This is a genomic window from Inhella inkyongensis, assembly GCF_005952805.1.
In the GTDB taxonomy this organism is placed as follows: Bacteria; Pseudomonadota; Gammaproteobacteria; order Burkholderiales; family Burkholderiaceae_C; genus Inhella; species Inhella inkyongensis.
The window spans coordinates 1,429,944-1,455,719 of sequence record NZ_CP040709.1; the positions used below are offsets into that span (position 1 = coordinate 1,429,944).

At 66.7% G+C, this 25,776-nt stretch carries 18 protein-coding genes; 9 read left to right on the forward strand and 9 right to left on the reverse strand.

The window, feature by feature from the left end:
- The first annotated feature begins 66 nt into the window (after window positions 1-66).
- From FF090_RS07030 to FF090_RS07045, 4 genes are all read left to right on the forward strand, one after another.
- Window positions 67-597 carry a hypothetical protein gene (locus FF090_RS07030; RefSeq protein WP_138856053.1) on the forward strand — a complete coding sequence of 177 codons (531 nt, stop codon included), beginning with the start codon at window positions 67-69 and terminating at the stop codon, window positions 595-597.
- Between the two features lie 49 nt (window positions 598-646).
- Entirely contained in the window at window positions 647-2,065 is a 1,419-nt protein-coding gene (gene lpdA / locus FF090_RS07035; protein ID WP_138856054.1) for a dihydrolipoyl dehydrogenase, read from the forward strand.
- 79 nt (window positions 2,066-2,144) lie between these two features.
- Window positions 2,145-3,242, forward strand: a complete 1,098-nt coding sequence (zapE, locus tag FF090_RS07040; RefSeq protein WP_138856055.1) for a cell division protein ZapE — start codon at window positions 2,145-2,147, stop codon at window positions 3,240-3,242.
- A 158-nt stretch (window positions 3,243-3,400) separates the two neighbouring features.
- Window positions 3,401-3,733 (forward strand): hypothetical protein, encoded by a 333-nt coding sequence (locus FF090_RS07045; RefSeq protein ID WP_138856056.1) that lies wholly within the window; start codon window positions 3,401-3,403, stop codon window positions 3,731-3,733.
- A 54-nt stretch (window positions 3,734-3,787) separates the two neighbouring features.
- Here FF090_RS07045 and FF090_RS07050 read toward each other — a convergent pair whose 3' ends face one another.
- The gene (locus tag FF090_RS07050; RefSeq protein ID WP_138856057.1) at window positions 3,788-4,324 is read right to left on the reverse strand and encodes a GNAT family N-acetyltransferase; all 537 of its coding nucleotides are present in this window, start codon (window positions 4,322-4,324) and stop codon (window positions 3,788-3,790) included.
- A complete protein-coding gene (gene alaS, locus FF090_RS07055; protein WP_138856058.1) occupies window positions 4,321-6,948 on the reverse strand; it encodes an alanine--tRNA ligase in 2,628 nt (875 codons plus the stop codon). The genes FF090_RS07050 and alaS overlap by 4 nt, the downstream gene beginning before the upstream one ends.
- Window positions 6,949-7,057: 109 nt before the next feature.
- Here alaS and FF090_RS07060 point away from each other — a divergent pair, with 109 nt between their 5' ends.
- Together FF090_RS07060 and FF090_RS07065 are read left to right on the forward strand one after the other, a co-directional pair.
- Window positions 7,058-8,545, forward strand: a complete 1,488-nt coding sequence (locus FF090_RS07060) for an NAD-dependent succinate-semialdehyde dehydrogenase (protein WP_138856059.1) — start codon at window positions 7,058-7,060, stop codon at window positions 8,543-8,545.
- A 42-nt stretch (window positions 8,546-8,587) separates the two neighbouring features.
- Window positions 8,588-13,921 (forward strand): PAS domain S-box protein, encoded by a 5,334-nt coding sequence (locus tag FF090_RS07065; protein ID WP_138856060.1) that lies wholly within the window; start codon window positions 8,588-8,590, stop codon window positions 13,919-13,921.
- Here FF090_RS07065 and FF090_RS07070 read toward each other — a convergent pair.
- Genes FF090_RS07070 through FF090_RS07080 form a run of 3 tightly spaced genes read right to left on the reverse strand, consistent with a single transcriptional unit; the run spans window position 13,901 to window position 16,897 of the window.
- Window positions 13,901-14,599 (reverse strand): pseudouridine synthase, encoded by a 699-nt coding sequence (locus tag FF090_RS07070; protein ID WP_138856061.1) that lies wholly within the window; start codon window positions 14,597-14,599, stop codon window positions 13,901-13,903. The genes FF090_RS07065 and FF090_RS07070 overlap by 21 nt on opposite strands.
- Window positions 14,577-14,978 (reverse strand): YchJ family protein, encoded by a 402-nt coding sequence (locus FF090_RS07075; protein WP_138856062.1) that lies wholly within the window; start codon window positions 14,976-14,978, stop codon window positions 14,577-14,579. Before FF090_RS07075 ends, FF090_RS07070 begins: the two co-directional genes overlap by 23 nt.
- Window positions 14,975-16,897, reverse strand: a complete 1,923-nt coding sequence (locus FF090_RS07080; protein ID WP_138856063.1) for a hypothetical protein — start codon at window positions 16,895-16,897, stop codon at window positions 14,975-14,977. The genes FF090_RS07075 and FF090_RS07080 overlap by 4 nt, the downstream gene beginning before the upstream one ends.
- Before the next feature lie 46 nt (window positions 16,898-16,943).
- Here FF090_RS07080 and FF090_RS07085 point away from each other — a divergent pair, with 46 nt between their 5' ends.
- Both FF090_RS07085 and FF090_RS07090 read left to right on the forward strand, forming a co-directional pair.
- Window positions 16,944-19,292: a UvrD-helicase domain-containing protein gene (locus tag FF090_RS07085; RefSeq protein WP_310732991.1), complete on the forward strand. Its 2,349-nt coding sequence runs from the start codon at window positions 16,944-16,946 to the stop codon at window positions 19,290-19,292.
- Window positions 19,293-19,294: 2 nt separating this feature from the next.
- A complete protein-coding gene (locus tag FF090_RS07090) occupies window positions 19,295-19,867 on the forward strand; it encodes a GrpB family protein (protein ID WP_138856065.1) in 573 nt (190 codons plus the stop codon).
- Window positions 19,868-19,924: 57 nt separating this feature from the next.
- Here FF090_RS07090 and FF090_RS07095 read toward each other — a convergent pair whose 3' ends face one another.
- Genes FF090_RS07095 through FF090_RS07105 form a run of 4 tightly spaced genes read right to left on the reverse strand, consistent with a single transcriptional unit; the run spans window position 19,925 to window position 22,723 of the window.
- Window positions 19,925-20,503 carry a tRNA-uridine aminocarboxypropyltransferase gene (locus FF090_RS07095; RefSeq protein WP_246071536.1) on the reverse strand — a complete coding sequence of 193 codons (579 nt, stop codon included), beginning with the start codon at window positions 20,501-20,503 and terminating at the stop codon, window positions 19,925-19,927.
- Window positions 20,500-21,357: a BPSS1780 family membrane protein gene (locus FF090_RS19540; RefSeq protein WP_246071537.1), complete on the reverse strand. Its 858-nt coding sequence runs from the start codon at window positions 21,355-21,357 to the stop codon at window positions 20,500-20,502. Before FF090_RS19540 ends, FF090_RS07095 begins: the two co-directional genes overlap by 4 nt.
- Entirely contained in the window at window positions 21,354-22,331 is a 978-nt protein-coding gene (locus FF090_RS07100; protein WP_138856067.1) for a homoserine kinase, read from the reverse strand. The genes FF090_RS19540 and FF090_RS07100 overlap by 4 nt, the downstream gene beginning before the upstream one ends.
- Window positions 22,331-22,723, reverse strand: a complete 393-nt coding sequence (locus FF090_RS07105) for a hypothetical protein (RefSeq protein WP_138856068.1) — start codon at window positions 22,721-22,723, stop codon at window positions 22,331-22,333. Before FF090_RS07105 ends, FF090_RS07100 begins: the two co-directional genes overlap by 1 nt.
- 50 nt (window positions 22,724-22,773) lie before the next feature.
- Here FF090_RS07105 and polA point away from each other — a divergent pair, with 50 nt between their 5' ends.
- Window positions 22,774-25,524 (forward strand): DNA polymerase I, encoded by a 2,751-nt coding sequence (gene polA, locus FF090_RS07110; RefSeq protein WP_138856069.1) that lies wholly within the window; start codon window positions 22,774-22,776, stop codon window positions 25,522-25,524.
- The last annotated feature ends 252 nt before the right edge of the window (window positions 25,525-25,776 follow it).

Below are 25,776 nucleotides of genomic sequence, written 5' to 3' on the forward strand. Positions count from 1 at the left end.
CGCTCGGCTAGGGCGCACAATTTGCCGGTGTTTTCTTCTTCCTCCCCCCTCCTCTCAAGGATTGAAATGGGTTTCCGCTTTACTTGCTTGGCTATTGTGGTGCTTCTGTTGAGTGGTTGCGCTGGGCAATTTGTCCAGCCCACTAGTGGCCCCACCGCAAAATTGCGTATCAAGCCAGATGGTCAGGTGGCATTCACATGGATTCACACCTTTGAAAAGGCGAATTGCGAGACTCCGCTTTGGTTCGGCATGATGGGCGGAGGGGGTGGACCAACTCCAGCGCATCAGCCGAAAGGCATGCTTGATAGTGCAAAACAGGCTGATCCCAATGTGGTGGAAATGGTCATTCCTGCCAAAGCCACACAACTCTTATTTACTCAGCACGGACCTCATACGGGTGGCGTTGTGAGGTCTTGTTCGCTTGCACTTAATTTCATGGCAAAGGAAGGCGGCGAGTATGAAATTGCATACGGGTTTGACTCCGCGCACTGCTTTGCCTCAGTAAGCTCTTTGAATTTGGCGGGCGATCGCGTTGTCCGAACACGAGTCGATGATGCAACTCAGCAAGTGGGGCGCTGTATTCCCTATAAATTCTAAACCTGCTGGACTGTGAATCAGTTTCGCGGAATTAAACATAGGATCTGAAATGTCTAAGAACTTCGACGTCGTCGTCATCGGTGGCGGCCCCGGCGGCTACATCGCCGCCATCCGCGCGGCCCAGCTGGGCTTCAACGTCGCCTGTGTCGACGAGTGGAAGAACGACAAGGGCGGCCCGGCTCCGGGTGGCACCTGCACCAACGTGGGCTGCATCCCCTCCAAGGCCCTGCTGCAGAGTTCGGAGCACTACGAGCACCTGAACCACCACTTTGCCGACCACGGCATCACGGCCGACAACGTCAAGATCGACGTGGCCAAGATGGTGGCGCGCAAGAACACCGTCGTGAAGCAGAACAACGACGGCATCCTCTACCTCTTCAAGAAGAACAAGGTCACGTTCTTCCACGGCCGCGGCAGCTTTGTGGCGGCCAAGGACGGCGGCTACGAGCTGAAGGCTGGCGATGAAGTCGTATTCGCCAAGCAGGTGGTGCTGGCGACGGGCTCGAACGCCCGCCAGTTGCCGGGCGCGGAGTTCGACGAGGAGCTGATCCTCTCCAACGACGGCGCTCTTCGCATCGGCGCCACGCCCAAGAAGCTGGGCGTGATCGGCTCGGGCGTGATCGGCCTGGAGATGGGCTCGGTCTGGCGCCGCCTGGGCGCCGAGGTCACCATCCTCGAAGCCATGCCCGCCTTCCTGGCCGCCGCCGACGAGGCCGTGGCCAAGGAAGCCGCCAAGGTCTTCAAGAAGCAGGGCCTGGACATCCAGCTCGGCGTGAAGATCAGCAAGGTCACCAAGGCCAAGGACAGCGTCACCGTGGCCTACACCGACGCCAAGGGCGCTGAGCAAAGCCTGACGGTGGAGAAGCTGATCGTCTCCATTGGCCGCGTGGCGAACACGATCGGCCTTGGGGCCGAGACCATCGGCCTGAAGCTGGACGAGCGCGGTGCCATCGTGGTGGATGCCGAGTGCAAGACCAATCTGCCCGGCGTCTGGGCGGTGGGCGATGTGGTGCGCGGCCCCATGCTGGCGCACAAGGCCGAGGAAGAGGGCGTGGCGGTGGCCGAGCGCATTGCCGGCCAGCATGGCCATGTGGACTTCGACATCATCCCCTGGGTCATCTACACCAGCCCCGAGATCGCCTGGGTGGGCAAGACCGAGCAGGCTTTGAAGGCCGAGGGTCGCGCCTACCGCAGCGGCCAGTTCCCCTTCCTGGCCAACGGCCGAGCGCGCGCGCTGGGCGACACCACCGGCTTCGTCAAGATGCTGGCCGACGCCAAGACCGACGAGATCCTGGGCGTGCACATCATTGGCCCCTACGCCTCGGAGCTGATCGCTGAGTGCGTGATGGCCATGGCCTTCAAGGCCAGCAGCGAAGACATCGCGCGCATCTGCCACGCCCATCCGAGTCTGAGCGAGTCGACCAAGGAAGCGGCGCTGGCGGTGGACAAGCGCACCCTCAATTTCTGATGAATATGGCCCCCAGTCTCCCTGCGGTCGCCACCCCCCGAGGGGGCGCTCGCAGGCTTGGGGCGGCCCTGCGCCCGCGATGACGACCACTTCCGCCTACCAGGCGGAGCTGCAAAGCCGGGGATTTCAGGCCGATGAAGCGCAGCTTCTCGGCCTGGCCGCGCTGCAGCGCTGCGAGGACGACTGGCTGGCCTACAAGGCGCGGCGCAGCAATGCGGTGACAAAGCTCTTGGTTAAACCCCCGATTCCGCGCGGGGTCTACCTGTACGGTGGCGTCGGCCGGGGCAAGAGCTTCCTGATGGACAGCTTCTTCCACGCCGTGCCTTTGAGCCGCAAGGTGCGCCTGCACTTTCACGAGTTCATGCGCGAGGTGCATCGCGATCTGCATGAGCTCAAGGGCATTGCCGACCCGATTGACGAGTTGTGCCGGCGCATGGCGCGGCGCTACCGCCTGATCTGTTTCGACGAGTTCCACATCGCCGATGTGACCGACGCGATGATCTTGCTGCGCCTGCTCGAGGGCCTGCAGAAGCACCGCATCGGCATGGTGACGACCAGCAACTTCCATCCCGAGGGGCTTTATCCCAACGGACTGCATCGTGACCGCATCCTGCCCGCCATCGCGCTGCTCAAATCGACGATGGACATCGTCAATGTGGATGCCGGCATCGACTACCGCCGCCGCACGCTCACCGACGCAAAGGTCTACCACTGTCCCCTGAGCCCCCAGGCCGAGGCGGCGATGACCCAGCTCTTCGGCCAGTTGGCCGAGGCGCACGACGAGGACCCGCTGCTGCACATCGAGCACCGCGAGATCCGCGCCCGCCGCCGCGCCGGCGGGGTGGTGTGGTTCGATTTCGCCACGCTCTGCGGTGGGCCGCGTTCGCAGAACGACTACCTGGAATTGGCCACCCAGTTCCACACGGTGTTTCTGTCCGAGGTGCCCGAAATGCCGGTGAGGCTGGCCAGCGAGGCGCGCCGTTTCACCTGGCTGGTGGACGTGCTGTACGACCGCAAGGTCAAGTTGGTGATCAGCGCGGCGGTGGAGCCCGAGGCGCTCTATACCGAGGGGCCCCTGGCGCATGAGTTCGTGCGCACGGTGAGCCGATTGCGCGGAATGCAATCGGCCGAGTACCTGAGCGAGGCTCGCCGCGAGGTGGACACCCAGTTGACCTGACCCCCGCGGCCTGACCCCGTTCATCCGGGTTCGGTTGCAGTTCATGCACGGGAAATCGTCATTCGTCATCCAGGACTTGTGGCACCCCCGCGGCTTGGTGACACTGCTGGCATGGCGCAAAGACCCAGATGGGCGAGCCAAGCTAACTAGGGAAAACCATGAGCACCATCAAATTCATTGCCCTCACCGCTGCGGCCCTGGCCCTGGCGTTGACGGCGCCCAAGGCCGAGTCCAGCGAATTGGTCAAGCTGGCCAAGCTGATCGTGACCGGCAAGCGCACGCCCACCCAGCTTGAGCCGGTCAAGCCGGCGGCGGCGGTTCAGCCTGCGCCCACCAAGGCAGATGCGCCTGCGGTGGCGGAGCGCCCCTTGCCGGCGGCCCATGGCGAGGCCTTGGAGTTCAATGAACCTGTGATCGTCCCGCGTCAGGACGTGCAGCCGCAGCGCGGTGAACGGGTCGGCTCCGCGCCGCCTCGACCCACGATGGGTTGAATCGACCGGAGCGACCGAAGTGCATGAAAAAGGCCACCGCGAGGTGGCCATTGTTCATTCTGGGCGGGGCCCTTGGGGCGGGCGGGGGTGCCAGCGCGCCATAGACAAAGTGTCCACATATCGACCGTCGCGCAGGGCGTCGCCGCGATGCACCCCTTCAGTCACAAAACCGAGGCGCTCATAGAGCGCAATGGCGGGCGCGTTGTCCGTGTAAACGCCCAACTCCAGCCGCAACACGCCCAGCCAGTTGTCGGCCAGGTCGCATAGCGCCGTCAGCAGCGCCGAGCCGACGCCCTGGCGCTGGGCGTCAACGGCCACCGCAACGCCCAGCGAGCGCACATGGGCACGCCGTGCGCCTCCCGGCACCGCGTGCAAGCCGGCATGGCCCAGCAGCACGCCGCCGCGTTCGGCCACCAGGATCCAATCGGTGCTGCCCACCTGGGCTTGGGCCTCAATGCGCTGCCGCCACAGCGCCTCGGTGGGATAGGGGAGCTGTAGCAGGCCGCCGAAGACGGCCGGGTCCGCCACGATGCGCACGAAGCCGGGCGCATCGGTCGGCACGGCCCGACGGATGGTCAGCGTCCCCTTCATGTGCGCTGGGCCACCCACCCCTGCACCGAGGCCAGCGCCGCAGGCAGCGCCGCCGGGTTGCTGCCGCCGGCCATGGCCATGTCGGGCTTGCCGCCGCCCTTGCCGCCCACTTGTGCGGCCACAAAGCTGACCAACTCGCCCGCCTTCAAGCCCTTGGCCACCCAGTCCGCGGTGACGGCGGCGCCCAGCGAGACCTTCTCGCCATCGACGCTGGCCAGCACCAGCACGGCGCTCTTGAGCTTGTCACGCAGCTTGTCCAGCAGGCCGCGCAGGGTGGCAGCATCGGCGCCCTCGACCGCGACGGCCAGCAGCTTGAGACCGCCGACATCGATGGCCTGATCGGCCAGCGCATCGCCCTGGGCCGAGGCCAGCTTGCCCTTGAGCTGGGCCATGTCCTTGTCGAGCTGCTTGATGTGCTCCAGCAGGCCCTCGACGCGCGTGGCCGCGTCCGCCGGCGCCACCTTCAGGCTGCTGGCGATCTGACCCAGGCGGGTCTCCAGGGTCTGCAAATAGGCCAGCGCGTTGGTGCCGGTGACGGCCTCGACGCGGCGGATGCCCGCCGCCACGGCGCCCTCGGCCACGATCTTGAACAGTCCGATGTCACCAGTGCGGCCCACATGGGTGCCGCCGCACAGCTCCTTGCTGCTGCCGATGGAGAGCACGCGCACCGTTTCGCCGTATTTCTCTCCGAACAGCATCATGGCGCCGCTCTTCTGGGCGGCCTCCAACTCCATCACCTCGGCGGCCGTGCTGGCGTTGGCCAGGATTTCGGCATTCACCAGGCGTTCGACCTCGGCGATCTGCTCGGCCGTCAGGGCCTGGCCGTGGGCGAAGTCAAAGCGCGTGCGCTCCGGCGAAACCAGCGAGCCCTTCTGTTGCACATGGGCGCCCAGCACTTCGCGCAGGGCCTTGTGCATCAGGTGGGTGGCGCTGTGGTTGCGCACGGTGTGGGAGCGGCTTTCGGCGTCCACGCGGGCCACCAGCTGGTCGCCCACGCGCAATCCGCCCTCGAGCACGCTGCCGTGGTGGCCGAACACATCGGCCTGAATCTTCAGGGTGTCGTGCACCGCCACGCGGCTGGCGGCATTGCGCAGCTCGCCCCTGTCGCCGACCTGGCCGCCGCTCTCGGCGTAGAAGGGGGTGTGGTCGAGCACGATGACGGCGTCGTCGCCGGCCGCCACCTGCTGCACCGCAACACCATCCACATAGAGGGCGGTGATGCGGCTGGTCTCGCACACCAGGTGCTCGTAGCCGTGGAAGGCGGTGGCCACGCCCTCGTAGCTCAGGCCCTGGGCCATCTTGAACTTGCCGGCCTGGCGGGCGCGGGTCTTCTGCTCTTCCAGCAACTCGTTGAAGCGCGCCTCATCGACGGCCACGCCGCGCTCGCGGCAGACGTCGCCGGTCAGGTCGACCGGGAAGCCATAGGTGTCGTGCAGCTTGAAGGCGGTGTCGCCATCCACGCCCTGGCCGCCGGCCAAGGCAGCTTCCAGGATTTCCATGCCGTTGGCGATGGTGCGGAAGAAGCCGGTTTCCTCCTGCAGCAGCACCTCGGTCACGCGCTTCTCGGCGGCGCGCAGCTCGGGGTAGGCCTCGCCCATCTGTTCCACCAGGGCGGCCACCAGCTTGTGGAAGAAGGGGGCGCGCGCACCCAGCTTGTAGCCGTGGCGGATGGCGCGGCGGGCGATGCGGCGCAGCACATAGCCGCGCCCGGCATTGCCGGGGATCACGCCGTCGCAGATCGTGAAGCTGCAGGCGCGGATGTGGTCGGCAATGACCTTCAGGCTGGGGCTGTCCTTGTCACAGTCACCCGCACCGGCCTCGTCCACCGCCTTCTTGGCCGCTGCCAGCAGGGCCACAAACAGATCGATCTCGTAGTTCGAGTGCACATGCTGCAGCACGGCGGCCAAGCGCTCCAGGCCCATGCCGGTGTCCACGCTGGGCTTGGGCAGCTTGTGCATCACACCGTCTTCGGTGCGGTTGAACTGCATGAAGACGTTGTTCCAGATCTCGATGTAGCGGTCGCCATCCTGTTCGGCGCTGCCCGGGGGGCCGCCGGCCACGTCCGGGCCGTGGTCGTAGAAGATCTCGGAGCAGGGGCCGCAGGGGCCGGTGTCGCCCATCATCCAGAAGTTGTCCGACTGGTAGCGGCCGCCCTTGTTGTCACCGATGCGCACGATGCGCTCGGCCGGCAGGCCGATGTCCTTCAACCAGATGTCGTAGGCCTCGTCGTCCTCGGCGTAGACGGTGGCCCAGAGTTTGTCGGCCGGCAGCTTGAAGTGGACGGTCAGCAGCTCCCAGGCAAAGGCGATGGCGTCTTTTTTGAAATAGTCGCCAAAGCTGAAGTTGCCCAGCATCTCGAAAAAGGTGTGGTGGCGCGCGGTGTAGCCGACGTTGTCCAGGTCGTTGTGCTTGCCACCGGCGCGGATGCACTTCTGGCTGGTGGTGGCGCGTTGGTAGGGGCGCTTGTCGAAGCCCAGGAACACGTCCTTGAACTGGTTCATCCCCGCATTGGTAAACAGCAAGGTCGGGTCATCACCCGGCACCACGGGCGAGCTGGCCACCACGGCATGGCCCTTGGACTCAAAGAACTTCAAAAACGTGGCGCGGATGTCAGCGGCTTTCATGGCGCGGCGCGGCCCGGTCTAGGGGCCGATTCAAACGGTTGCAAAAGTAGTCGGTGCGAGTGGGCAGTGCGGGCAGCTAGAGTGTGTTTCCCCAACCGGAATGATCCCTATGAGCGAAACTGCCAGCGCCCTGCCAGCCCTCAATGATGCCAGCCTGCTGCGAACGGCCGGTCTGATCGACGGCGAATGGGTGGGCGGCTCTAGCCCCTTGCGGGTTCATAACCCGGCCGACGGCAGCTTTTTGGCCGAAGTGGCGGGTCATGGCGTCGAGCAGGCTCAGGCCGCCCTGAACGCCGCGGAAAAGGCCCTTCCGGCCTGGCGTGCCCGCAGTGCGCGCGACCGCGGGCTGATGCTGAGCCGCTGGGCCCAGGCCTTGCGCAGCAATGCCGAGGACCTGGCTCGCATCATGACGGCCGAGCAGGGCAAGCCACTGGCCGAGGCCAAGGCCGAGGTGGCCTACGCGGCCAGCTTCTTGGATTGGTACGCCGAAGAAGGCAAGCGGGTCTATGGCGAGACGGTGCCGGCGGCCGACCCCAGCAAACGCTACTGGATCTGGAAGCAGGCGGTGGGCGTGTGTGCTGCCATCACGCCCTGGAATTTCCCTCTGGCGATGATCACCCGCAAGGTGGCGCCGGCCCTGGCGGCCGGCTGTACGGTGATGGTCAAGCCGGCGGAACAGACCCCCTTGACCGCCCTGGCTTGCGCTGAGCTGGCCCTGCGCGCTGGGTTGCCCTCCGGGGTGTTGGCGGTGTTGCCGGCCACGGCCGAAGAGTCGGTGGCCGTCGGCAAGCTCTGGTGCGAGGCGCCGGCGGTGCGGCATCTGAGCTTCACCGGCTCCACCGAAGTCGGCCGACTGCTCGCCGCCCAGTGTGCGCCAACGCTCAAGCGCCTGTCGCTGGAGTTGGGCGGACACGCGCCCTTCATCGTGTTTGATGACGCCGACCTGGACGCGGCGGTCGAAGGCGCGATGCAAAGCAAGTACCGCAATGCCGGCCAGACCTGCATCTGCGCCAATCGCTTCTATGTGCAGGCCGGGATTCATGACGCCTTTGTGGAGCGACTGGCCGAGCGGGTGGCCGCCTTGCAGATCGGACCCGGGCAAGAAGCCGGGGTGCAGGTCGGTCCGTTGATTGACGCCCAGGCCCTGGCCAAGGTGCGCGCCCATGTGGACGATGCCGTGGCTCAAGGCGCCACGCTGCGCAGCGGTGGGCAGGCCCGCGGCGATCTGGGCGCGATGTTCTTTGAGCCCACTTTGCTGACCGGCGTGACGGCGCGCATGCGCGTGGCCATCGAGGAAACCTTTGGGCCGGTGGCGGCGGTGCTCAAGTTCGAGACCGAGGCCCAGGCCATCGCGTTGGCCAATGCCACCGAATTTGGCCTGGCCAGCTATTTCTTCAGTCGCGACATCGGCCGCGTGATGCGGGTGGCTGAGGCGCTGGATTACGGCATGGTGGGCATCAATACCGGAGCCATCGGCAGCGCCGAAGCCCCCTTCGGCGGCATCAAGCAGAGTGGCTACGGCCGCGAAGGCGGGCATCAGGGCATTGATGAATACCTGGATCTGAAGACGGTCTGCCTGGGCGATCTGGCCCGCTGAGTGCCGCTTAGACTGGCTGCCCACCGCGTGCCAATCCACCGAATGGACCCGAGCCACAAGCCATTGCGCCGAATCTCCAGTGCCGTTCAAGGGCTGTTGGCCCTGCTGGTAGCTTGGCTGCTGCTGGCCCTGTTGATGTTGGGTCTGCATGCTTGGGAGCAGCCACAGCGGCTGCAGGCTCAGCGGGCGGCGGCCGAGGCTTTGGAACAGGAGTTGGGGCACCGCTGGGGTCTGGCCCAACAGACTTTGCAGACTGCGGTCTTGCTGGTTCAGGTTCAGCCTCATCGGGCCAGTGCCCAGTTGGCCGCCTTTCAGGCGGAGCGGCAGCGGGCCCGCTTGTTGCACGGCTTGCTGGCGTTGGAGTGGATTCCGAAGCAGGCACCGGACATCGGCCAAGATGGCCATCTCAGCGAGCGCCAAGCGTTGGCACGCAGCGCTGAGGACAGTCAGGGCACAAGCGCGCAGATGTTGCTGGCCGTCGGGCCGGCCAGGCGTGAGATCTGGGCTGCGCAGCGTTTGATGACTGCGGACGGTATTGAGGGCTGGGTGATGCTGCGCCTGGATGTACAGGCTTGGCTCCACGGGCTGAATGCGCAGACACAGCAGGCGGGCGATGCCGCGCTCTTCTTTGGTTCAGCCAAGGGCTTGCCGCTTTGGGGCGCGGCACTGACGGGCGGGACGGAACGCGCCATGCGGGTTGGGGGGCGTGAATGGCTGCTGGTTCAGGCGCCGCCGGCGCTGTGGCCTCCAAGCCCTCGGCAGCAAGGCGTGTTGGCAGGGGGGCTGTTGCTCAGCTTGGTGTTGGCTGTGGCCGTCGCGCGCCTGCAGGCGGGCCGGCGACAAGCCTTGGATCAGGCGGCCCGCGATGCGGTGGACCTGCAGCGTCTGGCGCATGTGGTGGAACTGACCGAGCAGATCGTGCTGCGCACCGATGCCTTCGGGCACCTGCTGTGGGCCAATGGTGCGGCCGGACGGCAGTTGGGCCAGGCGGCCGAACCAGGGACGGAGTTGGCGGACGTGCTGGGACTCGCACCGGGGCCGCAGCGCGAGGCCCTCAATGAGGCCTTGGCCCTGGGTCAGGCTTTTCGCAGCGAAATGGCCTGTACCGATGCCAAGGGCCGCACGCTGTGGTTGGACCTGGAGCTGGAGCCCGTTCGCGATGCGCAGGGGAATTGGCAGGGCGCCGTCTTGCTGGGACTGGATTGCAATGCACGCCGGCAGGCGCAGCAGGGCATGGCTGACGCGCTGCGAGATCATCAGGACCTGCTGCGCACCCTGAATCAGCACGCCATCGTCTCGGTCACAGACCCCCAGGGCCTGGTGATCGAGGTGAATGACGCGTTCTGCCAGCTCAGCGGTTATTCGCGCGGTGAGCTGCTGGGCTCGCCGCACCGGATGGTGAATTCGGGCCATCACTCGCGCAGTTTCTGGGCCGAGTTCTGGCGCACCATCTCCAGCGGCCAGCATTGGCGCGGCGCAGTTTGCAATCGCGCCAAGGATGGTCGGCTGTATTGGGTGGACACCATCGTGGCCCCCTTCATGGGGCCGGATGGTGCCATCGACCGGTTTGTCGCGATCCGTTTTGACATCACAGCAGCCAAGACGGTCCAGGCGGAGTTGCAACGTGAGCGTGAGCGCCTCACGGCCATCGTCGAAGGGACCCAGGCCGGAACGTGGGAGTGGAATTTCCAGAGCGGTGAACTGCGGGTCAATCCTCGTTTGGCGGGATTTCTCGGTGAGTCGCTCGAAGCACTGCACCGCGCCGGGGTCAGTCTCTGGCGTGAACGCGTGCACCCCGAGGATCGCGAACGTCTGCAAAAGGCCATGCACGCTCACTTCAGCGGTGCCAGTCCTGCCTGCGAGGTTGAACTGCGCCTGCGCCATGCTCAAGGTCATTGGGTGTGGCTGATGCTGCGGGGCACGGTGGTGGCGCGCACCCCCAACGGTGAACCGCTCTGGCTGGCCGGCATCTTGCTCAATATTCATGAGCGTCATCGCGCTGATGAGCTGATGCGGGTGCGCCAGCTGATGCTGGACCGCACAGAACGCTTGGCCCAGGTGGGGGGCTTCGAACTCAATCTGAGCGAGAACCGCATCACCTGGTCTGACCAGGTGTTTCGCATCCACGGCCTGAGCCCGGGTGAGCAGCCCAGCTTGGTGCAGGCCCTGCGCTATGTGCACGAGGATGACGTGGATGCGCTCAAGCAGGCCATGAGCCGTGCCGTGCAGGATGCCCAGGGCTGGGACTTGGAGTTGCGGCTGCGCAATGCCTTGGGTCAGGACCTTTGGGTGCGCTCAGTGGGCGAGGCCGAGTTCGACGACAGCGGGCCGCTGCGCATCGTCGGCGCCTACCAGGACATCAGCGTGCGACGCAGCCTGGAGAAGGAGGCCCAGCGCCAGCGCGAGCTGATGCAGTCGGTGCTGGAAAACCTGCCCTGCGGCTTGTTGGTGTTTGACCAGGACTTCCGTCTGCGCGCGGCCAACCACGAGTTGATGCGCCTGCTGGACTTGCCTGCCACGCTGATGGTGCCGGGCCAGACCCACTTCGACGACCTATTGCGTTTCAACGCCGAGCGTGGCGAGTACGGCAGCGGCAGCTCCAGTCTGGAGGCCGTGGCCAGCCTGCGCAGCATGGCCGAGGCCGCCACCACCCACCATTTCGAACGCACCCGACCCAATGGGCTGACCTTGGACATCCGGGGGGCGCCGCTGCCGGGCGGCGGGCTGATCACCACTTACATCGACGTCAGTGAGCGCAAGCGGGCCGAGGAGGCCATGCGCACGCAGGAACACTTCGTGCGTCTGGTGGCCGACAGCGTGCCGGGCCGCATTGCCTACTGGACGCGAGAGCTGCGCTGCGTGTTCGTCAATCGCGGCTATGCCGATTGGGTCGGCCGCACGCGCGAGCAGATGCTGGGTGCGCAGTTGGACGAAGTCTTTGCGCCGGAGCGCGTGGCGGCGAATCGCGCGCGCATTGACCTCGTGTTGACGGGCGAGCCGCAGCAATTCGAACGCCGCATGAATCTCGACGGCCACTTCGAGGACACGCTGGTGCATTACGTGCCCGATGTGCGTGACGGCGAGGTCCAGGGCTTTGTGGTGATGGCCATGGACATCGGCGAGCTCAAGGCCGAGCAGGCCCGGGCCGAGCAGTTGGCACACGACCTGGGCATCGAGCGTGATCGGGCCAATGCCGCCAGTGTGGCCAAGAGCCAATTCCTGGCCAATATGAGCCACGAGATCCGCACGCCCATGAACGCGATTCTGGGTATGTTGAAGTTGCTCAAGCGCACGCCGTTGGAGCCGCGCCAGGCCGACTACGCCGACAAGACCGAGGGCGCTGCGCGCTCCTTGCTGGGCTTGCTCAACGACATCCTGGACTTCTCCAAGGTCGAGGCCGGCAAGATGGTGCTGGACCCGCAGCCCTTCGAGACCGAGGGCTTGTTGCGCAATCTGGCCGTCATCCTGGCCAGCAATGTCGGCATCAAACCCATCGAGCTGGTGCTCTATGTGGACCCCCGGGTGCCGCCCCATCTGGTGGGCGACTCTCTGCGACTGCAGCAGGTGCTCATCAATTTGGGCGGCAACGCTGTGAAGTTCACGGAGTCCGGCGAGGTGGTGATCAGCCTGCGGCGCTTGGGCGGCTCGAACGACCCGGGTGGACCGGTGCGGCTGGAATTTTCGGTTCGCGACACCGGCATCGGCATTGCGCCAGACAAGCAGGCCACGGTGTTCACTGGCTTTTCGCAGGCCGAGGCCAGCACCACGCGCCGCTTTGGCGGCACCGGCCTGGGACTGGCCATCAGCCAGCGCCTGGTGCAGCTGATGGGCGGGGAAATTGCACTCTCCAGCCAGCCCGGGCGGGGCAGCCGCTTCTCTTTTGTGCTGGAGCTGCCCGTGGCGGATCAAGGCGAGTCTCCGGTACGTCAGTCGGCGAGCCTGCGCTTGCTGGTGCTGGATGACAACGCTGTGGTGCGGGCGGCCGTCGAGGCGATGGCTGAGGGTCTGGGTTGGCAGGCCCTGCTGGCGGCCCAGGCCGAGGAAGCCTTGGCGCTTTGGGACCAGGAAGAGCAAGAGGGCCGCTGCGTTGACGTTGTCCTGCTCGATGCCAACGTTGACGGCGGTGAGCTGGCCGAGCAGTTGCAGGCGCGCGCGCGCCGGGCTGGGCGGCGCCTGCCCCTCTTGCAGATGGGATCGTCCGCCGAGCGTGAGCGTCACCTGCAGGCGGAGGGTACGCAGTCCCTGCAGGGCTTTTTGGTCAAACCGATCACCACGGGGATGCTGGCCGATGCCGTCGCCTTGGTTCGAGGTGAGACGCCGCACGCCGGAGCGCCGGCGCTAAGTCAACGCGGCCCGGGCCTGGAGGGCATTCGCCTGCTGGTGGTGGAAGACAACCCGAACAATCAACAAGTCGCCTTTGAGCTGCTGACGGCCGAGGGAGCCAGCGTGGTGGTGGCGGACCACGGGGGGCAGGCGCTGGATCGCTTGCGGGCGCAGCCCCAGGGTTTCGATCTGGTGCTGATGGACATGCAGATGCCGGTGATGGATGGCCTTGCAGCCACCCGAGCGATCCGCGGCGAACTGGGTTTGCGCGATTTGCCCATCGTGGCCATGACCGCCAATGCCATGGCCGCGGACCGCGAAGCCTGCCTGGATGCGGGCATGAACGAGCATGTGGGCAAGCCCTTCGAGATGGAGCCCCTGATGGCCTTGATTCGTCGTTTGGTGGGCGCGGCCGCCGAGGAACCTGTGGCGGCCAAGGTGTTGCCCACCCTGCAGGTGGAGTCCGAGCGGCAGGCCCAAGCATTGCGCCAGGGCATCGATCTGCAGACCGCGATGGACCGCTTCATGGGCAAGACCGAGCTCTATTTGCGCATGTGTCGCTCCTTTGCCAAGTCCGCAGAGCGCCTGCCCGAGCAGCTGTTAGCGCTGGCGCGCGCAGCCGAGCCGACCCAGCACGAGGAGAGCCAGCAGGCCCTGCACAGCTTCAAGGGCCTGGCGGCCACTTTGGCGGCCGATGAACTGGCCGGCTGGGGACGAGAAGGCGAGCAGCGCGCCAAGGCGGGTCAGACCTTGGCGCCGGAGTGGATCGCGGAGCTGGGCGAGCGCATCGAGCGGGGATGCGCAGCCCTGCTGGATCATGCGCAGGCACTGGCTGGAACGCCCCTGGCGGCCGCCACGGCCGGGCCGGCGGGTTTGCCTCAACCCTTGCAGCCTTTGGCGCAGGCCCTGAAGGCGCAGGACCTGAATGCGTTGGGCGTGGCTGCCGAGCTGCGCGAGCCGCTGCAAGCCCATCTGGGAGATCGTTTGGATGCGTTTGACCAGGCCCTGGCGGCGCTGGACTTTGCGGCGGCCCTACGCCTGCTGGAGGGCTGACCATTCCGGCCCCGGAGGGGCTTCGATGACCTGGCTGTCCGGTAATTCCAAGCGCTGTGCATGCAGCCACAGCCGCTGCCGACCCAGATGCGCCGCCAGCGCTCGGTTCAGCGGCCCCTTGCCGTGGGTGGCGTCGCCGATCAACGGGTGAGCGATGTGCTTGCAGTGGCGCCGTATCTGGTGCCGTCGGCCCTGCAGCGGCTCCAACTCCAGCAAGGCCCCGCGGGTGTGCTCAAAGCCGGGCTGGGTGCGCACGGGCCAGCTCAGGCGCTGCAGCACCTGCCAGCGGGTCTGTGCCGGCAAGTGCGCTTGGCCAGCGCTGGGTTGCTCGGGGTCGCGCGCCAGCGGATGGTCGATCACACCCTGCTCGCCCTGCGGCCAGCCGCGCACCAGACCCAGATAGCGCTTGTGAATTTGCTCGTCTCGAAACCAGGCCCCCAGCAGGGCGGCGGCTGGCGCGCTGTGGGTCAGCAACAGCACCCCACTGGTGCCCTTGTCCAGCCGGTGCGCGGGGCTGAAGCGGCGGCCGAACTGAGCCTGCGCGCGCGCCAGCACGGTGTCGGCCTCGTGGGCGTCCAGCTGGCTGGGGTGCACCAGCAGGCCGGCCGGCTTGTCGATGGCGATCCAGCCCTCGCCTTCGGCCAGCAGGGGCAAGTCAGGAAAGGTCGCCGTCGACATAGAGCCAGACCCCGTCCACGCGCTCGAAGCGGCTGGTCTCCACCAGCCGGTGCGCCCGTCCACCCAGCTTACTGCGGGCCACGAAGTGGACCTCGGCATGGGTCGCGTCAAGCTGCGTGTGGCGGTGGACCTCCAAGCCCAGCCAGCGCAGTCCGGGCTCGTTGGGGCTGAGCCTGTCAGGCCGGGTGCGCGGGTGCCAGGTGGCGAGCAGATAGCTCAGCTGATCCCGCACAAAGGCGCTGTAACGGCTGCGCATCAAGGCCTCGGCGGTGGGCGCGCTGAGTGTGCCCGTTTCGGTAAACGTGCGGTGATAGCGGCCGCAGCAGGCGGCATAGCTTTGCGGGTGGCCGCAGGGGCAGGCGCCGTTCAGATCGCTCATCGCTTCATCGGCCCCAGGTAGTCGCGGCCCCAGGCCAGGCCGGTGACGAACAGGCTGCGGTCGATGCTGTTCTGGGTCTGACCGCCATGGAACCAGTTGAACCACAGACTGCGAATGCCCAGTTCACGGCAAGGGCGGATGCGTCCCGACTCGAAGCCCGGATCGTGCAAGGGCAGGGTGCGAAACACCATGCCTTCACGCTCGAAGACCAGGCGGCCATCGACCCAGGCGCGCAGGGCGCCGTCGGGTCTCCAGCCCTTGGGGTCGGCATGGTTCAGCTGCAGCTCGCATTCAATGCAGTACCACTGTCCGGCATAGAGCATGCCGCCCACGCCATCGCGCTGGCCCCAGCAGCTTTGCTCCACACGGTCGTTGACGTAGCGGTGGCCGACCGGCTGCTCATTCTGAAAGTCGTAGGTGTGAAAGCCTGGGCGCCAGCCGCCCTCGTCGGGGCCGCTGCCATTGCCGGCGTCGCATTCGGACCAGGCCAGGCGCATCTGCCAGCCCTTGTTGCCACCCGAACTGCCGCTTACGCCGCCATAGCTGGTTGCGTGGTCCGGCATGATGCCGAACTTGCCGCCGCGATCGGTCCAGACCGGGTTGCGTGCCGTTTGTGCGTGCTCTTGGCCGTGATAGACCTGATAGCGCACCTTGGGGTCGTGCGCGGCCTGGGGCGGCTCGGTCAGGCCCAGGCGCAGGTAGTAGCGCACGAACACGCGGTCCAATCGGCCGAATAAGGGCTCGGGCATGAAGATGCAGGCGTTCACCCCTGGCGTGCCCCCGTGGCCGACGATGGCGCCATCGTGCAGGTTCGGCGCGGCTGGCATGTGCACCCGCAGGGCACCCAGCCCAGGCGTCAGCGGGGCGAAGCCCTCGCCGCGATAGCCGGAATCGACCAGCCCCCACTGCGAGCGCGGGGTGCTGATGTTGACCCAGCGCCCCAAGCCTTTGTGGGGCAGCTTGCGGGTGTCGGGCGCGCCGCGATCCCAGATAGAAGGGTCGAACTCGCGTTCGGCCCAGGGATTGATCGACTCATTCAACACGAAGTCTTCGAATCGGCTGCCATCCACATAGCGGTGCACGCCGATGACTTGGGGGTGCTGGTCCAGATCGGCGTCCAGACGCTGCGCTTGCGCGCGCGCCAGGCCGTCACGCGCCGCCGGCAGGGTGTGGGTGGGGTCGAGCAGGAACCCTTCAACCCGCGCGCGGGCCTGGCCGGTCTGTGCCGTCAGGCTTAGCCCCAGGCGAGCCTCGCGCACGGCCTTGCGCGGGCGCTCGAATTCGATGAAAACCGGCAACATCAGCTCGGGCGCGGCAGTCTGTGGCCGGCCAGGTTGCACGCTGGCCACCAGGCGGGCGCGCAGGCGTTCGCGTTCGCCGTCGGCGTAGACCACTGACAGCTGTGGCCCCCCCAGGCGCGGGTGGAGCGGGCCGCTGATCTTGAGCGTGCTGCCAGGGCTGTTGCGCAGCAGCAGGGCACACCAGCGGTCTTGCTGCTGGGCCGCCTGCGCCAGGGCGGTGGCGTCGACAAATTCATGGCCCACCTGGCCGGGGGCGGGGGCCACGGTCTCCAAGCTGAACCAGGGTGCGCTGCCCCATCGCAGCCCCTTGGCGTCGATCCAATCACCGCCGCGGCGCTCCCAAGTCCAGCCGCAATAGGCGTCCACATAGTCGGCACTCGGGCCATAGCGGTCCAAGGGCAGGGCTTGGCCCCCCGGCAGGCGAGAGGGCAGTTCGGCTTGCTGCAGTTGCTGGAACAGATAGCGTTGCTGCGAGCGATAGGGGGAGCCTGGGCGCTCCGGCGGCAGTGCGGGCGCGGCGGCTGCGGCCGGCGCCGGGGCGGCATCGGTGGGTTCTTGGCGGCAGGCGGCCAAGCCGGGCAGGCCCAGGCTGGCGCCCAGTAGAGGGCGGCGCTTCATGCGCGGCAATGTACGTCCGCCCGAGGCAACGACAATCCGCCCCCTCATGAATTCGACACTTCTTGCCCACCTCAACCCCGAACAACTCGCCGCCGTGACGCTCGGTGCGGAGCCCGGGCTCATCCTCGCCGGTGCGGGCTCGGGCAAGACCCGGGTGCTGACCACCCGCATCGCCTGGCTGCTGAGTCAGGGCCATGTGGGCCCAGGGGGCGTGATGGCCGTGACCTTTACCAACAAGGCCGCCAAGGAGATGCAGACCCGCCTGGCCGCGATGCTGCCCTACAACGTGCGCGGCATGTGGATTGGCACCTTCCACGGCCTGTGCCATCGCTTCCTGCGCGCGCATTGGAAGGCCGCCGGACTGCCCCAGGGCTTCCAGATCCTGGACAGCAGCGACACGGTGGCCGCGGTCAAGCGCGTCATCAAGGCCATGAACCTGGACGAGGAGCGTTTCATCCCTAAGGCCGTGGCCCACACCATCGCCCATTGGAAGGAAGACGCCGCCCGGCCCAAGGACGTGCTGGCGCGCGATCCGCAAGAGATGAAGATGGTGGAGATCTATGCCGCCTATGACGCGCAATGCCAGCGCGAGGGTGTGGTGGACTTTGCCGAGCTGATGCTGCGCGTCTACGAGCTGATGCGCGATGACGCCGCGCTGCGACAGCATTACCAGGCGCGCTTCCAGCACATCCTGGTCGATGAATTCCAGGACACCAACAAGCTGCAGTACGCCTGGCTCAAGCTCTTTGCACCACCGGGCGGGCGCGGCGCCGTGTTCGCGGTGGGCGACGACGACCAGAGCATCTACGCCTTTCGCGGCGCCCAGGTGGGCAATATGCATGCCTTCGAGCGCGAGTACGGGGTGCGTCGCTTGATCAAGCTGGAGCAGAACTACCGCAGCTGCGGCCACATCCTGGACTGCGCCAATCACCTGATCGATCACAACCAGAAGCGTCTGGGCAAGACCCTGCGTACCGACGCCGGCCAGGGCGAACCGCTGCGCGTGTTCGAGGCCCCCAGCGACTTCGAGGAGGCGCGTTGGGTGTTGGAAGAGGCGCAGAGCCTGCACCGTGGGGGTCTGGCGCGTGCGGAGATCGCCATCCTCTACCGCAGTAATGCGCAGAGCCGGGTGATCGAGTCGGCGCTCTTCAATGCGGGCATCCCTTACCGCGTGTATGGCGGACTGCGCTTTTTCGAGCGCGCCGAAGTCAAGCACGCGTTGGCCTACCTGCGCCTCTTGGAGAACGTCAACGACGACACCAGCTTCCTGCGCGTGGTGAACTTCCCGGCCCGCGCCATCGGCGCGCGCACGGTGGAGCAGCTGCAGGACGCGGCCAAAGCCAGTGGGCGCAGCCTCTGGCAGTCGGTCTCGGCGCTCTCGGGCCGGGCCGGCGTCAGCCTGCAAAAGTTCATCGAGTTGATCGAAGGCCTGCGCCGCGCCACCGAGGGCCAGACCCTGCGCGCCATCGTTGAGCACGTGGTCGAGGGCTCGGGCCTGGCCGCGCACTACCGCAGCGACAAGGACGGCGCCGAGCGTCTGGAGAACCTGGAGGAACTGATCACCGCGGCCGAGAGCTTTGTGACGCAGGAAGGCTTTGGCAAGGACGCGGTGGCGCTGCCGGTGGACGAACTGGGGGTCAACGGCCAACTCGGGCCTGGCCTCACCCCCGACGCCGACACCGGCGAGATCATGAGCCCGCTGGCCGCCTTCCTGACGCATGCCAGCCTCGAGTCGGGTGAGAACCAGGCGATTGCCGGGGCGGATGCGCTGCAACTGATGACCATCCACGCTGCCAAGGGCCTGGAGTTCGACGCGGTGTTCCTGACCGGCCTGGAGGAGGGCTTGTTCCCGAACGAGCGCGCGCTGCAGGACTTTGACGGCCTGGAGGAAGAGCGCCGCCTGATGTATGTGGCCATCACCCGCGCGCGCAAGCGCCTGCATTTAAGTCTGGCGCAAAGCCGCATGCTGCACGGGCAAACGCGCTACCACGTGCGCAGCCGCTTCCTGGCCGAGCTGCCCGAGGCCAGCCTGAAGTGGCTCAGCCCCAAGCAGGGCGGCTTTGGCAGCGGTTTTGAGCGCGATTACGCCAATGCTTGGCAGCGCGGCAGCGGTCTTTCCGGCGTGGTGGGTGCAGGGCGTGGTGGCGAAGCACGCGGTGGATGGCCGGCGCCCAAGCCGGCCGCTTGGCAGCAGGCCGTGGCCGCGCCGGTGCCCAAGAAGGCCGAGCATGACAGTGGGCTGCGCGTGGGCCAGGCGGTGTTCCACAACAAGTTTGGCGAGGGCGTGGTGCTGACCCTGGAAGGAGCGGGTGCCGACGCGCGCGCCCACATTCAGTTCGGGCGGCATGGGGCCAAGTGGTTGGCGCTTTCGGTGGCCAAGCTCACACCGATCTGAGCATGAACCTGCCAGCCTTCGCTCGCAGCCGCCGCATCGAAATCGTCGGTCCGCTCGCGCGTTGGCCCGAGGAGCATGTGCATTGGCGTGCGCGGCTGCGCGGGCTCTTGCCCGAGCCGGCGTTCGAGATCGAATCCATCGGCTCCACGGCGGTGCCCGGCCTGGCGGCCAAGGATGTGATTGATCTGCAACTGGGCGTGCCCTCGCTGGATGGCGCACTGCCATGGCGCGAGCGCCTGTGGGCGGCGGGCTGGCAGCGCGGGCGCGAATGGGTGATGGACGAGGGGGCCGCGCCCGGCCGCAAGCTCTACTTCCGAGAACCCGAGGGCGAGCGGCGCGTGCATCTGCATGTGCGCGAGATTGGCAGTGCCAACCATCGCTTTGCGCTCTTGATGCGCGACTACCTGTGCGCGCAGCCTGAAGCCGCAGTCCAGTACGAACAGATCAAGCGCCGTGCGGCTGCGCTTTTTCCCGAACAGGTGGATGGGTATCTGTGGCTCAAGGAGCCGGTGTTTCAGTTGATCGGATTGGCGGCGGAGCAGTGGGCGGTGAGGGTTGGGTGGCGATCGGCTTGAATCCCACCGTTTGCTGCCAGCCAAGACCCCTCGGGCTGCAGCGTGTCGAGCAACCGACTATCCAGAGTCAGGTCCATGGAGGTTCGAATCTGGAGCCCGCCTGCTAAGAGCCTGCACCAACCCCGCCAACACGCCGTCCAGCGCGGGCTTGAAGACAGGTGCCGCTTCCAGCTGGTCCAGGGCCAAGCCACAGGCTTCCAGCGTCGACAACTGATGCCCCGCGTGCGCCTTGCGCACCGTGTAGGCGCTGCTTGGCAGTGTTTCAAGGTGCACCCGCGGCAGGGCTTGCAGCCAGGGGTTGCGGTGCAGCAGCAGGCGGCTTTTGCGCCAGCTGCCATCCAGCGCGTAGAGGCGCAGGCGCTGCGCAGGGACGTCGGGGGCGAGCAAGGATTCACCGCCGGGATAAAGCAGGGCCTCGATGCGCTGCTCCGGGTTGGGCAGTGGGGCGAAGACCTCGCCGACCTCCAAGCGGCAGCGGTTTAGCGACAGGGCCAGCAAGCGCGCGGTGCCCTTGACTTCGAATTGCTCCAGTGGGTGCTGGAGGATCACCAGTTCGGTGTCGTGCTGCAAGGGCGGCTGCAGGGCGAGCGCGCACAGGCAGCGCGCGCGCAGGCAGCGTGGGCAGTGGCGACTCAAGCCTGAACCGGCGGCGCCGGTTCGACCTCGGCTGCGACGAAGCGGAAGCTGTCTACGAACATGAAATAGAGGCCGGCATAAAACACCGAGGCCAGGAACAGGGTCAGCGGCATCACCAGCAAAGGCAACAGGCCAGGGGCGCCAAAGAGGCCGGCCACCAGCGCGAGTGCCAGCGAGGCGGCCAGGAGCAGGCCCAGCCATGCCAGGCCGTTGAGTGCAAAGGCGGCCTTGTTGCGCCACACGCCGAGGGTGCTGGAAAAGAGCGCCTGCAGGGCGCCCTGACCGCCCCAATGCACCAGGGCCGGAGCGTGCCAGAAGGGGATTGAGATCAGCAGCACGCCGCCTAGGCGGACCAAGGCGGCCCAGAAGAAGTTGGGATCGGCTAGCGCGGCGGCCAATGCGGCCTCAGCGGCCTTCTGGCTGGCGCTGTCTTGCCCGGCCTGCGCCAGGGCCTCTTGCAGGGCATCAAAGCGGCCGCCGTCGATCCAATTGCCCAGGCTCATCACCGACACGGTGCAGATCACATAGAGCAGGCCGATGCGCAGTTGTGCGTGGCTGCGTTCACGGGTCAGCTTGAAGGGCTGGGCCAGGACTTGCCAGCTGGGCATCCGCTTTTGCAGCAGCTGATGGGCGCTGAGCATGAAGGCCAGCGAAACCAGGGGCAGGGCGGCCAGGCCCAGCAGGGCGCCCACCAACCCCAACACCTGCAGCAGGGCGGCCATCAGCAAAAACAGTGCGAGCAGGGACGATAGAGCCAGTGGCGCTTGGCGAAACACCTGCCAGCCCAGTTGGATCCAGCGCAGGCCTTGAGCGGCGGGCGCCTGGTGCAAGGTGAGTTTGAGGGCGGTGCTCATCCAAGTTCTTTCATCGCATGCCAGGGCGCGGCGATGCGCTCGCGCAGCACGCGCTCAAAGTGGGTGGGGTCGTGGGGCTTGAGTAACTGCGCCGCGCGCGGGCGGTGCCAGTCGTCCAGGCGGCTGAGCCAAAACCGCAGCGCCGCGGCGCGCAGGGCGGCGGGCAGCAGGCGGTGTTCGGCGGCGCTCAAGGGGCGCACGGCCTCGTAGGCCGCCACCAGGGCGGCGGCGCGCTCCTCGATCAGGCGGCCGCTGGCCAGGTCGATGCACCAATCGTTCAGGCACACGGCCAGGTCGAACAAAAAGGTGTCGACGCCGGCGAAATAGAGGTCGAACACCCCGCAGAGCTGTTCGCGGCCCGGCAGGCCCTCGAACATGGCGTTGTCGCGGAATAGATCGGCGTGGATGGCGCCGCGTGGCAGGTCTTGGTAAGCGCGCGATGCCGCCAGCTCGGTTTGGAAGGCCAGCTCCTCGCGCAGCAGGGCGGCGGTGTCGGCGTCCAGCTTGGCATAGAGCGTGGGAGCCACCGCCTGCCACCAGGGCAGGCCGCGCAAATTCGGCTGGAAGGGGCGGAAGTCGGCCACCGCCTCATGCAGGCGGGCCAGGGTATGGCCCAGCTGCTCGCAGTGAAAGACATTGGGTGAGAGCTGGTGGCTGCCGCGCAGGCAGGTCACCACCGCCGCTGGCTTGCCACCCAGTTCGAACAGGATCTGGCCCTCGGGGTCGGCCTGCGGGGCGGGCACGGGCAAGCCTTTGGCCGCCAGATGCTGCATCAGACCCAGGTAGAAGGGGAGTTGCTGGGCCGAGAGGCGCTCAAACAGCGTCAGCACGTAGCGACCGGCGTCGCAATCGATGAAGAAATTGCTGTTCTCGATACCCGCCGCGATGCCGCTGAGCTGCTGCAACTCGCCCAAGCGCAGGCGTTGCAGCAGCGCACCCACCTGAGCCTCGGAGACCGGGGTGTAGACCGCCATCAAAAGCTCCCGATGCGCCAGCGCCGTGCGCCGCCCTCGGCCTTTTCGCCATCCAGGCGCGGCGGGTCCATTTCGTAGGGGCGCGAGCCATCCTTGGGATAGACCACGATGCGAACGACCTGGCCGCGGATGTTGAGGTGTTCCTCTACGCGCACCAGATCGTCTTCGCTGATGCGCACCTTGGCGCTGTCTGAGGGGGCCAGGCGGCGGCGCTTGAGCTCGGGCGCGAAAGCAGCGCTGGAGCTTGCTGCATCGGGTGCTACGGCAGGGACGGCGGCTGAAGCCGCCAGCTCGGGCAGGCGCGGAGGAGGGGGGGCGGTATCGTTGGACGGGGCCGCCAGCACGGGCTGGGCGGCCAGCAGCAGAGCCGCGCAGCGCAGGAACAGGGTCATGGTCCGGCCATTCTAAGAATCTCACTCACCCAGCCCCTGACAATGCAGGCATGACCGAATCCAAGCCCCTGATGCTGCTCGTGGATGGCAGCAGCTATCTGTACCGCGCCTTTCACGCCATGCCCGATCTGCGCGGCCCGGACGGCCAGGCCACTGGCGCCGTGCACGGCGTCGTGGCCATGATGCGGCGCCTGCGCGACCAATTCAAACCCGAGCGCGCCGTCTGTGTGTTCGACGCCAAAGGCCCGACCTTCCGCGACGAGTGGTACCCCGAGTACAAGGCCCAGCGCGCGCCCATGCCCGAGCCGCTGCGCGAGCAGATTCCTCTGATCCACGAGGTGGTACGCCTGCTGGGCTGGCCCATCCTGGAGGTGCCCGGCATCGAGGCCGACGACGCCATCGGCACCCTGGCCCGGGTGGCGGCGCAGCAGGGGCATCGGGTCATCATCTCCACTGGCGACAAGGACCTGGCCCAGTTGGTCACGCCCGAGGTCTCGCTCATCAACACCATGAGCAACGAGGGCCTGACCGAAGAGGGGGTGATGGACAAGTTTGGCGTGCCGCCGAACCGGATCATTGATTACCTGACTTTGATGGGCGACACGGTGGACAACGTCCCCGGCGTCGAGAAGGTCGGCCCCAAGACCGCCGCCAAATGGATTGCGGAATACGGCTCGTTGGATGGCGTGATCGCCGCCGCCGGCAGCATCAAGGGCGTGGCGGGTGAAAACCTGCGCAAGGCGCTGGATTGGCTGCCGATGGGGCGCCAGCTGGTGACGGTGAAGACCGATTGCGACCTGCACGCTCATGTGACCGGTTGGCCGGCGCTGGAGTCCCTGGCCATCGGCGCGGTGGATTCCGCCGGCCTGCTGGCCTTCTTCCGCCAGCATGGCTTCAAGACCTGGATGCGGGAGTTGGAGGGGGCGGGCGTGGCCGCCGCCGGGCCTAGCACGGTGGCGGAGCCGACCGACGCCTTGCCACCGCCGCCTTTGCAGGACAAGCACTACGACACCGTCACCTCCTGGCCGGCCTTCGAGACTTGGCTGGCCAAGATCCAAGGGGCCGAGCTGGTGGCGCTGGACACCGAGACCGATTCGCTCAACAACCTGGAGGCGCGCATCGTCGGCCTGAGCTTTTCGGTGGCGCCCTTCGAGGCTTGCTACATCCCCCTGCGCCACGCGGGCATGGATGCGCCTGAGCAGTTGCCGTTGGACGAGGTGCTGGCCCGCCTCAAGCCCTGGCTGGAGGACGCAGCGCGCTCAAAGCTCGGTCAGCATGTGAAGTACGACGCCCATGTGTTTGCCAACCACGGCATCCAGATTCGCGGCTACGCCCACGACACGATGCTGCAGAGCTACGTGCTGGAGGCCCACAAGAGCCACAGCCTGGAGGCGCTGGCGGACCGTGAGCTGGGCCGCAAGGGCCTGAGCTACGAGGACCTGTGCGGCAAGGGCGCCAAGCAGATCCCCTTCGCCCAGGTGGATGTGGCGCGCGCGGCCGAATATTCCTGCGAAGACAGCGAGATGTGCCTGGGCGTGCACCAGCGCCTGCTGCCGCGCATCCAGGCCGATGCCGGCCTGCGCACCGTGTACGAGCAGATCGAGATGCCGACCTCGGCGCAGCTGCTGCGCGTCGAGCGCAATGGTGTGCTGATCGACGCCGAGCGCCTGCGTGCGCACAGCCACGAGCTGGGCCAGCGCCTGCTGCAGTTGGAGGCCGAATTGGCCGAACTGGCCGGTCAACCCTTCAACATCGGCAGCCCCAAGCAGATCGGCGAGATCCTGTTCGGCAAGCTTGGCCTGCCGGTGAAGAAGAAGACGGCCACCGGCGCGCCCAGCACCGATGAGGAAGTGCTGACCGAACTGGCTGCCGACTTCCCGCTGCCGGCGAAGATCCTCGAGCACCGCAGCCTGGCCAAGCTCAAGAGCACATATACCGACAAGCTGCCCTTGATGATCAACGCGGGCACGGGGCGGGTGCACACCCATTACGCCCAGGCGGTGGCGGTGACGGGTCGACTGGCTTCCAACGATCCGAACCTGCAGAACATCCCCGTGCGCACGGCCGAGGGCCGGCGCATCCGCGAGGCCTTCATCGCCCCGCCTGGGCGCCTGATTGCCAGTGCTGACTACTCGCAGATCGAGCTGCGCATCATGGCCCACCTGAGTGGCGATGAGGCCATGCTGGCCGCCTTCGCCAGCGGCGCCGACATCCACAAGGCCACGGCCGCCGAGGTCTTCGGTGCCGCCCTGGACCAGGTCACCGGCGAGCAGCGCCGGGCCGCCAAAGCCATCAACTTCGGTCTGATCTACGGCATGGGCGCCTATGGCCTCGCCAGCCAGCTCGGGATTGAACCCAAGGCGGCCAAGGACTACATCGACAAGTACTTCGCTCGCTTCCAGGGCGTGCGTGCCTTCATGGATGAGACGCGCGCCTCGGCCAAGGCCAAGGGTTTTGTGGAGACCGTGTTTGGCCGGCGCCTGTGGTTGCCCGAGATCAACAGTGGCAACGGCCCGCGCCGGGCCGGCGCCGAGCGCCAGGCCATCAACGCGCCGATGCAGGGCACCGCAGCCGACCTGATCAAACTGGCCATGCTGGCGGTGCAAAAGGCGCTGGATCAGGAAGGCAAGCAGACCCTGATCGTCATGCAGGTGCATGACGAGTTGGTGTTCGAGCTGCCCGAGGCGGAGCGCGACTGGGTGGCCCAGCGTGTACCGGACTTGATGGCCGGGGTGGCGCAGCTCAAAGTGCCCTTGTTGGCCGAAGTGGGATTTGGCGCCAGCTGGGAGGCTGCGCACTAGGATCTGCCCATACCAAGCGGGCCCCTTTCCCTCTGGGTTCCCAACCTACAAGGGCGCCCACCTGGTTGCAGAGCTCACCGGGTAGAGAGCCCCAGCTGCAATTCGCACCGCTCTGTCGCCGTTGCTGAATGGCGGCACGGTGGCCCCCTTGGGCGCGAACAGGGCCTCAGCCCCTGCGGATTCGAATGCGGTGATCACCGCAGGGACTTTCCAGCCCATCGGCGTAGCCTTGTTGGCTCTGGTTTAGCAGGA

What these genes read in the sequence shown, in the direction of transcription:
- FF090_RS07050 (WP_138856057.1), bottom strand. Translation starts at nt 4,324, where the DNA reads ATGAAGGGGACGCTGACCATCCGTCGGGCCGTGCCGACCGATGCGCCC.
- FF090_RS07085 (WP_310732991.1), top strand. Translation starts at nt 16,944, where the DNA reads ATGAATTCGACACTTCTTGCCCACCTCAACCCCGAACAACTCGCCGCC.
- FF090_RS07075 (WP_138856062.1), bottom strand. Translation starts at nt 14,978, where the DNA reads ATGAGCGATCTGAACGGCGCCTGCCCCTGCGGCCACCCGCAAAGCTAT.
- FF090_RS07060 (WP_138856059.1), top strand. Translation starts at nt 7,058, where the DNA reads ATGAGCGAAACTGCCAGCGCCCTGCCAGCCCTCAATGATGCCAGCCTG.
- zapE (WP_138856055.1), top strand. Translation starts at nt 2,145, where the DNA reads ATGACGACCACTTCCGCCTACCAGGCGGAGCTGCAAAGCCGGGGATTT.
- FF090_RS07065 (WP_138856060.1), top strand. Translation starts at nt 8,588, where the DNA reads ATGGACCCGAGCCACAAGCCATTGCGCCGAATCTCCAGTGCCGTTCAA.
- lpdA (WP_138856054.1), top strand. Translation starts at nt 647, where the DNA reads ATGTCTAAGAACTTCGACGTCGTCGTCATCGGTGGCGGCCCCGGCGGC.
- FF090_RS19540 (WP_246071537.1), bottom strand. Translation starts at nt 21,357, where the DNA reads ATGAGCACCGCCCTCAAACTCACCTTGCACCAGGCGCCCGCCGCTCAA.
- FF090_RS07090 (WP_138856065.1), top strand. Translation starts at nt 19,295, where the DNA reads ATGAACCTGCCAGCCTTCGCTCGCAGCCGCCGCATCGAAATCGTCGGT.
- polA (WP_138856069.1), top strand. Translation starts at nt 22,774, where the DNA reads ATGACCGAATCCAAGCCCCTGATGCTGCTCGTGGATGGCAGCAGCTAT.
- alaS (WP_138856058.1), bottom strand. Translation starts at nt 6,948, where the DNA reads ATGAAAGCCGCTGACATCCGCGCCACGTTTTTGAAGTTCTTTGAGTCC.
- FF090_RS07045 (WP_138856056.1), top strand. Translation starts at nt 3,401, where the DNA reads ATGAGCACCATCAAATTCATTGCCCTCACCGCTGCGGCCCTGGCCCTG.
- FF090_RS07070 (WP_138856061.1), bottom strand. Translation starts at nt 14,599, where the DNA reads ATGTCGACGGCGACCTTTCCTGACTTGCCCCTGCTGGCCGAAGGCGAG.
- FF090_RS07030 (WP_138856053.1), top strand. Translation starts at nt 67, where the DNA reads ATGGGTTTCCGCTTTACTTGCTTGGCTATTGTGGTGCTTCTGTTGAGT.
- FF090_RS07080 (WP_138856063.1), bottom strand. Translation starts at nt 16,897, where the DNA reads ATGAAGCGCCGCCCTCTACTGGGCGCCAGCCTGGGCCTGCCCGGCTTG.
- FF090_RS07100 (WP_138856067.1), bottom strand. Translation starts at nt 22,331, where the DNA reads ATGGCGGTCTACACCCCGGTCTCCGAGGCTCAGGTGGGTGCGCTGCTG.
- FF090_RS07105 (WP_138856068.1), bottom strand. Translation starts at nt 22,723, where the DNA reads ATGACCCTGTTCCTGCGCTGCGCGGCTCTGCTGCTGGCCGCCCAGCCC.